Genomic DNA, 13,796 nt, shown 5'->3' with positions numbered 1-13,796 from the left:
GCCCTCCCCGTCCCCGTTCGTGGGCTCAGCGCACCGGCGGCGCGGTCACTTGGAGCGCTTGCGAAGGCGTTCGATGTCGAGGATCACGACGGCGCGGGCCTCGATGCGCAGCCAGTTCCGCTGGGCGAAGTCGGCGAGCGCCTTGTTGACCGTCTCGCGGGACGCGCCGACGAGCTGCGCCAGCTCCTCCTGCGTGAGGTCGTGGTGCACGTGCAGCCCGGCCTCGGACGGCTGGCCGAACCGTTCCGCCAGGTCGAGCAGCGCCTTGGCGACGCGGCCCGGCACGTCGGTGAACACCAGGTCGGCCATGACGTCGTTGGTCTTGCGCAGCCGCTGCGCCAGGGCGCGCAGGAGCTGGACGGCCACCTCGGGGTGTCCGGTCAGCCAGGGCCGCAGGTCGTCGTGGCCGAGCCCGGCCAGGCGGCACTCGGTCACCGCGATGGCGCTCGCGGTGCGCGGACGCGGGTCGAACAGCGACAGCTCGCCGAACATCTCGCTCGGGCCGAGCACGCTCAGCAGGTTCTCCCGGCCGTCCGGCGCCGTCCTGGTCAGCTTGATCTTGCCTTCGAGGACGACGTACAGCCGGTCCCCGGTCTCCCCCTCGCTGAACAGCGTCTGACCGCGTGCGAGGCGCACCTCGGTCACGTTGGCGCGCAGCGCCTTCGCGCCCTGCTCGTCGAGGGCCTCGAAGAGCGGCGCTCTGCTCAGAACGTCCACGTCGCGATCCGTCACGCTTCTCCTCCTCCAACACCGACATGCCTAGTGTGACGTACGTCCCACCGCGTACGTGAAGGCTGGGTCACGGCGCGCCGAAACGGAGGACCTGGCTTTCCGTCCTCCTCGGGCCGCCGCGGTCCCGTTCGCCCAGTGTACGGACCATTGGGTGAATGGCATCACACCGGTCTCATCCCCCTGAACCGGGCGCCCGGGAAGGGTGGCGTCCGTGCCCTAATCTGATCGGGTGTCCCAGGCCTCGCCGCGCCGCCTCCCACGGGGACGGCACGCGCTGTCCCGCTCGGAAGTGGAGCGGGTGCATCGCGACCGCCTTTGCGCGGCCATGGCGGCGGCGATGACCGAGAAGGGGTATGTGGGGACGTCGGTCGAGGACGTCCTGAAGCGGGCCAGAGTCTCTCGGCAGAGCTTCTACGGGCTGTTCTCGTCCAAGCTCGACTGCTTCATGGCGGCGTTCGACCAGGCCATCGCAGTGCTCCGCCGCCGCCTGGAAGGTGCCGCGTCGGAGGGCGGAGGCGACCCGGCGGAACGGTTCGAGCGCGCGTTCACCGCTTACCTGGAGGCGCTGGCGTCGGAGCCGGAGTACGCGCGCTTGTTCCTGGTGGAGGTGTACGCGGCCGGGCCGGAGGCCATCCGGCGGCGTTCGGAGGTACAGCACGAGCTGGCGGCGGCTCTCGCCGACATGATGGGCGCGACGGGCGAGACGGCCCGGTTCGCCTGCCAGATCGTCGTGTCGGCGGTCGGTGCCATGGTGACGCCGGCGGTGGCTGCGGGCGACATGGCGGCCCTGCGCGCGGTCGGGCCCCCGGTCCTCGAGCACGTCCGCCTTCTGCTGCGCTCCGGGGCCCTGAACGCGTAGCGGGGCCTCAGTGGTCGGGCTGGACGCGGAGCGTGCCGATCACTGTGGCGAGCATCTCGTAGTGGGCGGCGAGCATGGTCAGCTCGACGCACTGTCCCTCGGACATGTGGGTGCGGAGCCGCGTCCAGGTCTCGTCGTCCAGGTCGCACCGGTCATGGAGCTGGTCGGTGGCGGCGAGGATCGCACGCTCGCGCGGGTTCCAGCCGGCCGCGTCGGGTCCTTCCTTGAGGCGCTGGACGTCCCGTTCCCGGACGCCCGCGCGGCGGCCGATGCGCACATGGTGGTCGAACTCGTAGCGGCAGCCGCGCAGATGGGCGACGCGGAGGATCACCAGTTCCGTCTCGCGGCGCGGGAGGGTGCCGCCGGGCATGAGCCGTCCCGCGAACCACAGCCAGCCGCGGAACAGGCCGCGGCGGCGGGCCAGGGTCAGGAACAGGTTCGGCGGGCCCGTGCCGGTGGCCCGGCCCGCGACCCGGCAGATGAGCCAGTTCACGGCGCCGACGTCCCGGATCCCGCCCGGCGCGACGCGAGGCGGAAGCCGCTCCGCCATCAGTGAGGCTCCGTCTGGGACGAGGCAGGCCCCGGCTGCGGTGTCGCAGGCGCTGGCTGGGGTGTGGTCAGTTCCACGTGCTCCTTGCGCGCGATCTCTAGGGTTTCGCGCAGCGTCCGCTGGACGACGCGGTCGACGACGGGTTGCGCGGCCATCCTGACCGGCAGCACCCCGCCGACCCACCAGGGCGCGACGATTCGCTTGGAGCGGCGGGCGATTCCGCGTTCCAGGGCGTCGATCCCTACGCGCAGTGGCGTGACCGCTGAGGCGAGGCTGCTCGCGCGTCCCGAATTCACCAGGGCGTGCGCCGCCTCGGTGTCGAACCCACGCCGCGTCATGTCGGTGTCGAGTTCGGCGAAGTACGCGACTCCCGCTCTGGCTCCCCACGGCCGTAGTTCGACCCTGAGCGTGTTGCCCAGTGCCTCTACGGCCGCCTTGGACGCGCTATAGGCCCCCAGCAGAGGCGCATGGACGGCCGCCGCCAGGGACGCCACAGCTAGCGCATAACCGCGTTCATGGCTGATGTGGGGCCCGGCTGCGCGGAGCGTGTTGTGGACGCCCAGCACGTTCACCCGAAGGCTCTGCTCCAGCACGGACGGATCCCCGCCGATGATCGGCATCTGCGCGGCGACTCCGGCGTTGGCGACGACGACGTCCAGGCCGCCGCCGAGCGCGCCCGCAGCGGCGTCCACGACCTCGCCGACCGTTTCGCGGTCGGTGACGTCGCACGTCCACCAGGAGGCGGAGCCGCAGTCCGCCGCGACGGAGGCGAGCCGGTCGGGCTCCAGGCCGGCGAGCGCCACCCGGGCGCCGCGCTCGTGCAGCCGGACGGCCAGCGCGGCGCCGATGCCGCGCGCGGCACCCGTGATCAGGACGCGCCGCCCGGCGAGGGTCGCGGTCCACCGGGCGGAGTCGAGGATCATGCGGGCGAGCGTAACATAAATGAACAAAGGCGTCTTTTTAAGGCGGGGCGCCGGTCTCGTCTTCGGCGGAGCTCCGGGCGCAGGGGCGCCGAGGCTTTAGGCTGGCGGTATGGCGACGGAGGCGAAGGCGGGGGCCGGGGCGAAGGCGGCCAAGAAGCCGAGAGCCCGAAAATGGCAGAACGAGACGCGGCTCGGGCTCGTGCGGCGGGCGCGCAGGATCAACCGGATCCTGGCCGAGACGTACCCGGACGCGCACTGCGAGCTGAACTTCGGGACGCCGTTCCAGCTCCTCGTCGCGACCGTCCTGTCGGCGCAGACCACCGACATGCGGGTGAACCTGACCACACCCGGCCTCTTCGCCAAGTACCCCACGCCGGAAGACCTCGCCGCCGCGAACCCCGAGGACGTCGAGCAGATCCTCAAGCCCACCGGCTTCTTCCGCGCCAAGACCAAGTCGGTGATGGGGCTGTCCGCCGCACTGCGGGACAGGTTCGACGGTGAGGTCCCAGGCAACCTTGAAGACCTGGTCACCCTCCCTGGGGTCGGGCGTAAGACGGCCAACGTCGTCCTAGGAAACGCGTTCGACGTTCCGGGAATCACCGTCGACACCCACTTTGGACGCCTCGCCCGCCGTTTCGCCTGGACGAGCGAAGACGACCCGGTGAAGGTCGAACAGGAGATCGGCGAGCTCATCCCGCGCAAGGACTGGACGATGCTCTCCCACAGGCTCATCTGGCACGGCCGCCGTATCTGCCATGCCCGGCGTCCGGCCTGCGGGGCATGCCCGCTCGCCCGCCTCTGCCCGTCGTTCGGCGAAGGACCGACCGACGAGGAGACCGCGCGCAAACTCGTGAAGCCCGGCCCCTTCTCGTGACCCTTCTGGTGACCGTGACCGGCGTCCTGGGAAGGAAGAGGAGCGTTCCGGAGTTGGGACGGACGTGACCGACATCGCCCCCACCTGCCCTCCATGGCTCGACCGCTTCCGCGTCGAAGGGCCACGGATGGCGGTGCCGCCGATGTTCCGGCCCGAGCCGGGGGCGCGCGCCGCCGCCGTCCTGATCCTCTTCGGTGAGGGTCCGGACGGCCCCGACGTGCTGCTCACCGAGCGCGCGCCCACGCTCAACAGCCACGCCGGGCAGCCCGCCTTCCCCGGCGGCCGCATCGACCCCGGCGACCGCAGCGGCCCGGACGACGACGGCGCGGTCGCGGCGGCCCTGCGCGAGGCGTGGGAGGAGGCGGGCGTCGAGCCGTCCGGCGTCGACGTCCTCTGCACACTGCCCGATCTGTATCTGGCGCACAGCAGGCACCTGGTCACGCCCGTCGCCGGCTGGTGGCGGGAGCCGTCCGACATCGCGCCCGGCCATCCCGGCGAGGTCGCGACGGTCGCGCGCGTCCCGATCGCGGAGCTGGTCGACCCGGCGAACCGGCTGATGATCCGGCACCCGTCCGGGGTCAAGCTGGGACCCGCGTTCCGCGTCCGCGAGATGCTCGTGTGGGGGTTCACGGCGGCACTGCTCACCCGCGTCCTGGACGCGGGCGGCTGGGACCGCCCATGGAACGCGGACCGCGTCGAGGACCTTCCGCCGGAAGACCTGAACCTCGCCGCCCGCGACTGAACCCCGCCTCCGCAGGTCAGGCGGTTGCCGTCATTCCGGCTGGCGACGAAGGCCGGCGAACGTCACACCTAACGGCTACCCCGCACACCCCAATCTGGTACATGGAGGGGACGTTATGCAGCGGTGCGGCACTATACGGTGAAGCGGTGCTGCACGACCACGTTCTCGACGCCATCCTGCTCGTGCTCGTCGTGCTGTTCGGGGTCTCGGGCTATCGGCAGGGCTTCATCGTGAGCCTGCTGAGCTTCGTCGGCTTCGTCGGCGGCGGCGTCGCCGGAGTGCTGATCGCGCCGCCGATCGCCGAGGCCGCGGTGGACGGTGCGGCGCAGCAGGCCCTCCTCGCCATCGTGATCGCGTTCCTGGCCGCCACCATGGGACAGCTGGTCGCGTCCTCGCTCGGCGCCGTCCTGCGCAACCGGGTGACCGGCCTGAACGCCCGCACGGTGGACGCGGTCGGCGGCACCTTCGTCAGCGCCCTGTCGCTCCTGATCGTCGCCTGGTTCTTCGGGACGCTGGTCGCCAACTCCGAGTTCCAGCCCGTCCGGACGCAGGTCAAGGGCTCCTCCATCATCAACGGCATCGACGACGTGATGCCGCCGCAGGCGCAGACCTGGTTCACCTCCTTCCAGGGCTTCGTGAAGAGCAGCGAGTTCCCGCAGGTCTTCAACGGGCTCGGCGGCGAGTCGGTGGTGCAGGTGCCGCCGCCGGACGAGTCGGTGCTGAACACCAAGGGGCTGCGCGCCGCCCGCGCCAGCATCGTGAAGATCGTCAGCACGGCGCCGCAGTGCCAGCGGCGGATCGAGGGCACCGGGTTCGTGTTCGCGCCGAAGCACATCATGACGAACGCGCACGTCGTCGCGGGCGCGCGCGGGTCGTCCGCGGTGGCCACCGTGAACGGCGAGACCGCCCGCGGCCGGGTCGTCCTGTACGACCCGAAGCGCGACGTCGCCGTCCTGTACGTGCCGGGGCTGGACGCGCCGCCGCTGAAGTTCGCCGGAGAGGCCCGCGTCCGGGACAGCGCGATCATCGCGGGGTTCCCGAAGAACCAGCCGTTCACGCCGGGCGCCGCCCGGATCCGCGCCCGCCAGACGGCGCGCGGCCCGGACATCTACCACTCCGGCCAGGTCACCCGCGAGATCTACGCCATCCGCGGCAAGGTCGAGCCCGGCAACTCGGGCGGCCCGCTGCTGTCCACGGACGGCCGCGTCTACGGCGTCATCTTCGCCGCGGCGCTGGACTCGCCGTCCACCGGCTACGCGCTGACCGCGGAAGAGGTCGCCCCGGACGTGCGCGCCAGCGCGAACGCGACCACACCGGTGTCGACGCAGAGGTGCTCCGACTGACTCGACTTAGGCCTGTGTCGCCTCCGTCGGCTTCGTGAGGCGGACGGTTATGGGGCCTTCCTGGGGATGGCCGGCCAGATGGCGCGCGCGCTGAACGATCCCCTGGACGTCGATCCCGTGCGGGGGCGCCCCCTCATACGGGACGAGTCGTTCAGCCGCGCGGCTTAGCAGCGCATCAGCACCGCGTGCGTTTCCGCGGCGGAGATGAGTGATCCCTACGGCGACCTGTGCGAGACCTCTCCACAACTCCCGTTCGGGTTCCGGAGCGGCCTTCCACACCGCCTCCAGTACCTCGTGCGCATGGAACGGACGGTCTGCGTCCAGGAGGCGTTGCGCTTCGACCAAGGCTTGTGCAGGAGGCATGTCGAGGTCGTCCGGCATCGTGGGTATGCCGGATGTGCCGTGGGGCAGTGGCCGTCCGAAGGCGTCGCGCGGTCGTGCGTTGCGCGGCCGTCCGGACTCGTCCCGATCCCGCATCCCTCCACGCTACGCCCGCGAGCCGGCCGCCGTTGCGCGGAGGTCGCGGAGGTCGCGGAGGTTCAGAGTTCCGGCTCGGGGTCGGCGAGCCAGCCGAGAAGCTGCGCGTCGAACGCGTCGGGACGTTCCTCATGCGGGAAATGACCGGCGCCGTCGATGAGCTTCCAGCGGTAGGGGGCCCTCACATAGCGGCCGGAACCCTGGGCGCTTCCAGGGAGAGTGCACGTGTCGAGAGCACCGTGCAGTTGGAGCGTCGGCACGTGGATGGGTGCGCGCATTCGGTGCGCGTAGCGGATACCGTCCGGGCGGGCCTGCGAACGGATGAGCCAGCGGTGATACTCCAGCGCGCTGTGCGCCGCCCCAGGGATCTGCACTGCTCTGCGGACGAGCCGCTCAGTGCGTTCGTCCGGCCAGCCTGGGCCCGACCAGTCGTGCAGTAGCTTTCCGACCAGTGCCGCATCGTCCCGCACTAGGCGGCGCTCAGGCCACAGCGGCAACTGGAAGCCGAACGTGTGGCGCGTCGCCCAGCCCTGCCCGCGCGGGTCACCCGCGACGGCCTGGCGCAGCCGCAGCGGATGCGGGGCGCTCACCACCGCCAGCCGCTGGACGACCTTCGGGTGGTAGACGCCCATCGTCCAGGCCAGGAGCCCGCCCCAGTCGTGCCCCACGACGACCGCGTTGGCCTCACCGAGCGCCCGGACGAGCCCTGCGGCGTCCCCGGCGAGCGTCACCAGGTCGTAGCCGCGCGGTGGCTTGTCGCTCCCGCCGTAGCCGCGCAGGTCGACCGCTGCGGCACGGTAGCCCGCCGCCGGCAGCGACACCAGCTGGTTGTGCCAGGACCACCAGAACTCGGGGAAGCCGTGCAGAAGCAGGACGAGCGGCCCGTCACCGGCCTCGGTGACGTGGAAGCGCGTCCCGCCGGCGCTGACCTGCCGGTGGGTCCATGGCCCGTCGACCTCGACCAGGGACGCGTCGTGCCCGGACATCGCGATCGGTCAGCCCGTCAGTTCTGGCGTGTCGGAATCGCCGCGGCGGCGCAGCTTCGACAGGTCGCTCTTCAACGACTTCCGGGTGCGCTTGGCGCCTTCGATCTTCTTGATGAGCCGCTTGGCGACGAGCATCAAGCCGACCGCGAGCACCACGTACACGGCCGCGACGATGAGGAACGCCGCCCAGCGCCAGAGTCCCAGCCCGATCAGCCCGTACGCGAACGAGATCGACAGCAGGATCACGACGATTCCGCCCATCACGGCTGCGATGGTGAACATCACACTGCTGACGGCCGCCTTCTTGGCGTCGGCCTTGAGCTCGACCCTGGCGAGCTCCATCTCCAGCCTGATGATGTCCGACATCTCGCTCAACGCCAGCGTGGCCAGGTCGCCGAGCGACTTGTCCTCGACGCGATCGCCCGGTAGTGGCTCGGACATATAGAAATTTCTCCTTCAGTCCGGGCGCGCGCGCACACGCACCCTTCTCCGGAAGACGACGGCCGCGGCCGCCGAGGCGAGAACGCTCGCGATCAGGACCGCAGTCGTCACTCTCTCGAATTGTGACGGGTCGGTATAGGCCAAACCGCCGATCAGCAGCGAAACGGTGAAACCGACCCCGGCGAGCAAAGCGACCCCAGCGATCTCATGCCAGTGCAGATCCTCGCTGAGGTTCGCCCAGCCGAGCCGGACGGCCGCCCACGCGCCGCCGAAGACGCCCACGAACTTACCGATCACCAGCCCGGCGATCACACCGAGGGCCACACGGTCGGTGAACACCGCACCAAGTTGAGACGCGCCGAGCCCCACGCCCGCTGACACGAACGCGAAAACCGGCACGCACACACCAGCCGAGAATGGACGCAGCGCGTGGTCGGCGCGTTCCGCGTTCGTCGGGCCTCCGTCCGGTGTCACCTTCGGGCTCGTGAGCATTCCCAGGGCGACACCGGCGACGGTGGCGTGCACACCACTTCGCAGTAGGCAGTACCAGGCGAGGACGGCCAGCGGCACGTACATCCACGGCGACCGGACGTTCTTGCTCTGCAGCAACCCATAGGCGGCTATCAGGAGCACTCCGAGGCCGAGTGGCGTCCAGTGCAGCTCCTTGGTGTAGAACAACGCGATGATGGTGATGGCGATGAGGTCGTCCACCACGGCCAGGGTCAGCAGGAAGGCGCGCAGTGGCGCCGGGCATGAGGTGAACGTCACGGCGAGGACGGCGAGCGCGAAGGCGATGTCCGTCGCCGTCGGAACGGCCCATCCGCTCGACGCGCCCCGTTCGCCCGCGCTCACCGCCAGAAAGATCAGCGCCGGAACCGCCACACCGGCCACCGCGGCGACCACCGGCAGGGCCGCGTCCCTCGGATTGCGCAGCTCTCCGTGGGCCAGTTCCTCACGCAGCTCTAGCCCGGCGCAGAAGAAGAACACCGCGAGCAGGCCGCTGGACGCCCAATGCTCAACGTCCATGTGCCCGATGCGCAGCCAGTCAGGGCTGATCTCGAACGTCTGCAGATCCTCGTAGGCGCTCGCCCACGGCGTGTTGGCCCACACAAGCGCGGCGATTGCGGCGAGCAGCATGACCACGCCGCCGATCGTCTCCGTCCGCAAAGCGGCCGCGACCTGCGTCCCGTAGCGGACGGTGGGCCGGAACGGCCACGTCGCAGCGACACGACGGCGAACAGGCGGGCGCGCCATGGAGAACTCCCGGGAAGGTGGCGAACATCTGGTCCGGACACGACCCGCCATGCGCAACGGATCGTGACGTTGCCGACCAGACTTCCCGGCGCACCACAAACGACCTTACCTGCATCACCACGACCCAGAAGACACCGCCGCCGTCCTAAGGGCAGTCGTTGGGGCAGGTCAAGGGCGGTCATGCGGCGGCCCGCGTCCGGTAGCGATGTGCACCGGGCGCGGGCCGTCCTCGCAGAGGAACCGCTTCGCTGGAGGGGTCAGTCCTCGGATTTGGCGCTCGGAAGCTTCTCCGAGATGAGATCCATCACCGTGCTGTCGGCGAGCGTGGTCACGTCGCCGATGCTGCGGTTCTCGGCGACGTCCCGCAGCAGCCGCCGCATGATCTTGCCGGAGCGGGTCTTCGGCAGCTCCGGCACGATCATGATCTGGCGGGGCTTGGCGATCGGGCCGAGCGTCTTGGACACGTGGTCGCGCAGCTCCCGCAGGAACTCCTCGCCCTCCACGTCCCCGCCCGCGTCCCCGCGCGGGATGACGAACGCGACGATGGCCTGCCCGGTGACCGGGTCCGTCGCGCCGACGACCGCCGACTCGGCGACCTTCGGGTGCGACACCAGCGCCGACTCCACCTCCGTCGTGGAGATGTTGTGGCCGGACACGAGCATGACGTCGTCCACGCGGCCGAGCAGCCACATGTCGCCGTCCGTGTCCTTCTTCGCGCCGTCACCGGCGAAGTACAGGCCCTCGAAACGCGACCAGTACGTCTTGACGTAGCGCTCGTCGTCGCCCCAGATCGTCCGGAGCATGCTCGGCCACGGCTCCTTGACCACCATGAACCCGCCGCCGCCGTTCGGCACGGACCGGCCCTGGTCGTCCACCACGTCCGCGGCGATGCCCGGCAGCGGGCGCATCGCCGCGCCCGGCTTCCCGGCCGTGACGCCCGGCAGCGGGCTGATCATGATGGCGCCGGTCTCCGTCTGCCACCACGTGTCGACGACCGGGGTCTTGTCGCCGCCGATGTGCTTGCGGTACCAGACGTACGCCTCCGGGTTGATCGGCTCCCCCACCGACCCCAGCACGCGCAGGGACGACAGGTCGTACTGCGCAGGGATGTCGTCGCCCCACTTCATGAACGTGCGGATCGCCGTAGGCGCGGTGTAGAAGATGCTCACCTTGTACTTCTGGATGACGTCCCACCAGCGGCCCTTGTTGGGGGTGTCGGGGGTGCCCTCGTAGATGACGCTGGTCGCGCCGTTGGCGAGCGGCCCGTACACGATGTACGAGTGCCCGGTCACCCAGCCGATGTCGGCCGAGCACCAGTAGACGTCCGTGTCCGGCTTCAGGTCGAACACCGCGTAATGCGTGTACGCGCACTGGGTCAGGTAGCCGCCGGTGGTGTGCAGGATGCCCTTCGGCTTACCCGTCGTCCCTGACGTGTACAGAATGTACAGCGGGTGCTCCGAGTCCATGGGCTCGGCCGTGTGCTGGTCACTCTGCCGTTCGACGACGTCATGCCACCACACGTCGCGCTCGTTCTCGGCCACGGGCTCCCCGGTGCGGCGCACGACGAGCACGTTCTCGATCGTCGGCGTCTGCGCGACGGCCTCGTCGACGATGCCCTTCAGGTCCGACGGCTTGCCACGGCGGAACCCGCCGTCCGCCGTGATGACCAGCTTGGCCTGCGCGTCGTCGATGCGGGTCCGGAGCGCCTCCGCCGAGAACCCGCCGAACACGACCGAATGCGTCGCGCCGATGCGCGCGCACGCCAGCATCGAGATCGGCAGCTCGGGAATCATCGGCAGGTAGATCGCGACCCGATCGCCCTTGCGCACGCCCAGTTCCAGAAGGGCGTTGGCGGCCCGGTTCACCTCGCGCTGGAGGTCGGCGTAGGTGAGCGTACGGCTGTCGCCGGGCTCACCCTCCCAGTGGTACGCGACCGTGTCCCCGCGCCCCGCCTCCACGTGACGGTCGACGCAGTTGTAGGCGACGTTCAGCTCGCCGCCGACGAACCACTTCGCGAACGGGGGGTTACTCCAGTCGAGGACCTCGTCCCAACGCTTCGTCCAGGACAGCCGATCCGCCTGCTCCGCCCAGAACCCCAGGCGGTCCTCGGCCGCCTGCTCGTACGCCTCGGCCTTGACGTTGGCCGACGCGGCGAGCTCCGCGGGCGGGGAGAAGCGGCGCGTCTCCTGCAGCAGGTTCGACAGTGTCTCTTGGCTCTGGCTCAACGCGAAACTCCTTGCTAGCTGAAGCGGGGGTCGCCCGGTATCCCCACTTCACCAGGAAGGTCCTCGGTCCCACAAGGCCACGTCCCTGGATCGTGGAGGACGCTTGCGGTTCCGATGGTGCCGTGTGATACCCAACACGACAGCCCTTCCCAGTCTGCCGTGAGGGAATCGCCGGGTGCCCTGGGGTCAGGCTAGAGCGTCGCTGGTCGGCGCATAGGGTCGGCCCGTGACCGATGCGCTTGCTGATGTAGCGAATCTGCCCGGGATCGCGGGTGCCGTCGACGACGCGCGTTCCGCTGTGGACCGGCTGCTGGGCCACCGCATCCTGCGGCGGCGCAGCGCTGAGGTGTCCACTGAGTCCGCGTTGCGTGGAGCCAGGGCCTCGGCCGTCCTCGATGGGGCCACCGTCACCTTGGACGAGCTCCGCACCACTGAGAACCCGTCGGACCCCGTCGTCCAGGGGTCTCTCCGCGTGTCGGCCGAACTGGGGACACTCACCGAAACATGGCGGAAGGCCCCGAGGCAGGCCCTGGCCCGTCTCCACGTACTCGCCGCAGCAGACGCAGTCGAAAGCGCAAACCTAGGCCGCCCGCGCTCAGCGGACGGACCAGTCGTCCTTGGCCTCGATGCCGCCCCTTCGCCGTCCGAGGTGGCCCTCCGCCTGGACGCGCTCAGCAGCCTGCTGACCGAACCGACGAAAGCGCCGGCCTTGGTGGTCGCGGCCATCGTGCACGGCGAGCTGCTGATCCTGCGCCCGTTCGGCTGGGGAGACGGGATCGTTGCCCGCGCCGCGCAACGACTCACCCTCGTGGCCCGCGGCCTGGACCCCAAATCACTGGTCGCCCCAGAGGTGGGGCACCTGGAACTCGCTGACGACTACGCCGAAGCGCTCCGGGCCTACTCGTCCGGCACCTCGGAGGGCGTCGCCCAGTGGATCGGGCACTGCTCCGCAGCCGTGGTCGCCGCGGCCAGGGATTCGCAGGCAATCTGCGAAGCGTTCATGCGCGGCTGACGCCGTCGGTGGTCTGGTCCATGCTGGGCCCATGGCCGAACGCATGTATGGACGTCCTGCGGCTCCCACCGACACCACCATCTCGTCAGCGGACTGGGACTCCCGGGACCTGACCGGCGAGAACCATGAGAACGTCCTGTTCGTGGACCTCGACATGACCGAGGCCACCGGCACCGGCGCCGTGTTCACCGACTGCACGTTCCGGGGTACGCGCTTCAACGCCTCCGCCCACACCGACGCCGCGTTCGTGAACTGCACGTTCGTTCGCTGTGGATTCTTCGACGCCACCTTCACGGGTTGCAAGCTCGTTGGCAGCATGTTCGACGGCTGTACCTATGACCTGTTGAAGGTTAAGGGCGGTGACTGGTCATTCACGGGTCTGCCCGGAGGCGACCTGCGCCGTGCGTCGTTCACCGAGGTGCGCATGCGTGAGGCCGATCTCACTGGTGCGCGCTGTGCGGGAGCTGAGTTTCGTGACGTCGACTTGTCGGGTTCGGCGCTCCACAAGGCGGACTTTTCCGGCGCCGATCTACGCGGAAGCGACATCTCGGCGATAGATCCCTTCACCGTCGAACTTCGGCGCGCGGTGATCGATCCGTTTCAGGCGGTCGTCCTGGCAACTGCACTCGGGCTGGACGTCCGCGACTAACGCCGCTTACTCGCAAAGCGAACGGCGCCCCTCAAGGGGGCGCCGCCGCTAAGCACGTCACACCGGGTTACCAAGCGTGCACCTCATATCCGTCGGATCGGGTCAAGCCCGTCTCGACGCGCCTCCCGCGGCTGATCGCGCGTGGGTGCCCGGCTGCCGTGCGCGGACACGTGGTCCGTAGGACCTGTGTACGCCTCATTTGCCCAGTTGACAAGCCCCTGTCGGGAAATCCCGCACCGCCGTGCCGGCGGGGACGCGGGTGCCGGGTGAGGTCAACTCGGTATGGAGTGCCCTATTCCGGACTAACCGGAAACCGGCCCTGGTTCCGGACCTCTCCAGAATTGATCACTCACCGTGATCATTTTCATTGTGAACGGTCGATCCGGCGGGGCGGGAGGAAAGATCTTTAGTTCTCCTGTACGCTCCCACTCCCGTCCCGATGCACTCCTTGTGCAGGGGGATCGGGGTGCCCTGTCGATGGGGGACGGCGCCTTGCGGCACCGCGCCACCACACGTCGAGCGGATCGCCCCAAGCAAGTGAGAAAAATCGTCACCTGTCGGACGAGTTTGCGCCTCGACGGAACTCTCAACGATCGGGCAGCATATGTTGTATCTGCCTAGACTGGAGTCAGTGAGTTTGCCTCTCCTATAGAGCGAACTTGCGACGGCTTAGCCCGAACTCCCCCGAGACTTTCTTGGGAAAGCGGGCCGGCTCTACCCCCCCGGAGC

14 protein-coding genes are annotated in these 13,796 nt (G+C 69.6%); 6 read left to right on the top strand and 8 right to left on the bottom strand.

All coding sequences use genetic code 11. The features are described from left to right. Positions 1-45: 45 nt before the first annotated feature. Positions 46-732, bottom strand: a complete 687-nt coding sequence (locus tag E1264_RS30515) for a Crp/Fnr family transcriptional regulator (RefSeq protein ID WP_132178908.1) — start codon at positions 730-732, stop codon at positions 46-48. Between the two features lie 337 nt (positions 733-1,069). Here E1264_RS30515 and E1264_RS30510 point away from each other — a divergent pair, with 337 nt between their 5' ends. Next, complete coding sequence (locus E1264_RS30510) at positions 1,070-1,591, top strand: TetR/AcrR family transcriptional regulator (RefSeq protein ID WP_279491618.1); 522 nt, start codon at positions 1,070-1,072, stop codon at positions 1,589-1,591. 7 nt (positions 1,592-1,598) lie between these two features. On the opposite strand, the gene E1264_RS30505 is transcribed toward E1264_RS30510, so the two are convergent. After that, entirely contained in the window at positions 1,599-2,141 is a 543-nt protein-coding gene (locus E1264_RS30505) for a carboxymuconolactone decarboxylase family protein (protein ID WP_132178907.1), read from the bottom strand. Further along, positions 2,141-3,064, bottom strand: coding sequence for an SDR family NAD(P)-dependent oxidoreductase (locus tag E1264_RS30500; protein ID WP_132178906.1), 924 nt, complete (start codon positions 3,062-3,064; stop codon positions 2,141-2,143). The genes E1264_RS30505 and E1264_RS30500 overlap by 1 nt, the downstream gene beginning before the upstream one ends. A 109-nt stretch (positions 3,065-3,173) precedes the next feature. Between E1264_RS30500 and nth the strand changes: the two genes are divergently transcribed. From nth to E1264_RS30485, 3 genes are all read left to right on the top strand, one after another. Beyond that, entirely contained in the window at positions 3,174-3,938 is a 765-nt protein-coding gene (gene nth, locus E1264_RS30495) for an endonuclease III (RefSeq protein WP_132178905.1), read from the top strand. 127 nt (positions 3,939-4,065) lie between these two features. Next, a complete protein-coding gene (locus tag E1264_RS30490; protein WP_132178910.1) occupies positions 4,066-4,680 on the top strand; it encodes a CoA pyrophosphatase in 615 nt (204 codons plus the stop codon). Positions 4,681-4,826: 146 nt separating this feature from the next. Beyond that, the gene (locus E1264_RS30485) at positions 4,827-6,023 is read left to right on the top strand and encodes a MarP family serine protease (protein WP_243711255.1); all 1,197 of its coding nucleotides are present in this window, start codon (positions 4,827-4,829) and stop codon (positions 6,021-6,023) included. 6 nt (positions 6,024-6,029) lie between these two features. Here the strand turns inward: E1264_RS30485 and E1264_RS30480 are convergent, their stop codons facing one another. From E1264_RS30480 to acs, 5 genes are all read right to left on the bottom strand, one after another. Further along, positions 6,030-6,386, bottom strand: a complete 357-nt coding sequence (locus tag E1264_RS30480; RefSeq protein ID WP_243711257.1) for a DUF309 domain-containing protein — start codon at positions 6,384-6,386, stop codon at positions 6,030-6,032. A gap of 176 nt (positions 6,387-6,562) precedes the next feature. Further along, complete coding sequence (locus E1264_RS30475; protein WP_132178902.1) at positions 6,563-7,486, bottom strand: alpha/beta hydrolase; 924 nt, start codon at positions 7,484-7,486, stop codon at positions 6,563-6,565. Between the two features lie 9 nt (positions 7,487-7,495). Next, complete coding sequence (locus E1264_RS30470) at positions 7,496-7,927, bottom strand: phage holin family protein (RefSeq protein ID WP_132178901.1); 432 nt, start codon at positions 7,925-7,927, stop codon at positions 7,496-7,498. A 15-nt stretch (positions 7,928-7,942) separates the two neighbouring features. Continuing rightward, positions 7,943-9,181, bottom strand: coding sequence for a Na+/H+ antiporter NhaA (nhaA, locus tag E1264_RS30465; RefSeq protein WP_132178909.1), 1,239 nt, complete (start codon positions 9,179-9,181; stop codon positions 7,943-7,945). A 257-nt stretch (positions 9,182-9,438) separates the two neighbouring features. Beyond that, positions 9,439-11,406: an acetate--CoA ligase gene (acs, locus tag E1264_RS30460; RefSeq protein WP_132178900.1), complete on the bottom strand. Its 1,968-nt coding sequence runs from the start codon at positions 11,404-11,406 to the stop codon at positions 9,439-9,441. Positions 11,407-11,632: 226 nt separating this feature from the next. Between acs and E1264_RS30455 the strand changes: the two genes are divergently transcribed. Both E1264_RS30455 and E1264_RS30450 read left to right on the top strand, forming a co-directional pair. Beyond that, positions 11,633-12,418 (top strand): oxidoreductase, encoded by a 786-nt coding sequence (locus E1264_RS30455; protein WP_132178899.1) that lies wholly within the window; start codon positions 11,633-11,635, stop codon positions 12,416-12,418. Between the two features lie 31 nt (positions 12,419-12,449). Beyond that, positions 12,450-13,067 (top strand): pentapeptide repeat-containing protein, encoded by a 618-nt coding sequence (locus E1264_RS30450; protein WP_132178898.1) that lies wholly within the window; start codon positions 12,450-12,452, stop codon positions 13,065-13,067. Positions 13,068-13,796 lie beyond the last annotated feature (729 nt).

Source organism: Actinomadura sp. KC216 (genome assembly GCF_004348535.1).
Lineage (GTDB): Bacteria > Actinomycetota > Actinomycetes > Streptosporangiales > Streptosporangiaceae > Spirillospora.
This window is presented reverse-complemented; position numbering and strand designations above follow the sequence as displayed.

Coding starts and splice junctions, on each gene's coding strand:
- E1264_RS30500 (WP_132178906.1), bottom strand. CDS start 3,064: ATGATCCTCGACTCCGCCCGGTGGACCGCGACCCTCGCCGGGCGGCGC.
- nth (WP_132178905.1), top strand. CDS start 3,174: ATGGCGACGGAGGCGAAGGCGGGGGCCGGGGCGAAGGCGGCCAAGAAG.
- E1264_RS30450 (WP_132178898.1), top strand. CDS start 12,450: ATGGCCGAACGCATGTATGGACGTCCTGCGGCTCCCACCGACACCACC.
- nhaA (WP_132178909.1), bottom strand. CDS start 9,181: ATGGCGCGCCCGCCTGTTCGCCGTCGTGTCGCTGCGACGTGGCCGTTC.
- E1264_RS30470 (WP_132178901.1), bottom strand. CDS start 7,927: ATGTCCGAGCCACTACCGGGCGATCGCGTCGAGGACAAGTCGCTCGGC.
- E1264_RS30480 (WP_243711257.1), bottom strand. CDS start 6,386: ATGCCTCCTGCACAAGCCTTGGTCGAAGCGCAACGCCTCCTGGACGCA.
- E1264_RS30510 (WP_279491618.1), top strand. CDS start 1,070: ATGACCGAGAAGGGGTATGTGGGGACGTCGGTCGAGGACGTCCTGAAG.
- E1264_RS30505 (WP_132178907.1), bottom strand. CDS start 2,141: ATGGCGGAGCGGCTTCCGCCTCGCGTCGCGCCGGGCGGGATCCGGGAC.
- E1264_RS30475 (WP_132178902.1), bottom strand. CDS start 7,486: ATGTCCGGGCACGACGCGTCCCTGGTCGAGGTCGACGGGCCATGGACC.
- E1264_RS30490 (WP_132178910.1), top strand. CDS start 4,066: ATGGCGGTGCCGCCGATGTTCCGGCCCGAGCCGGGGGCGCGCGCCGCC.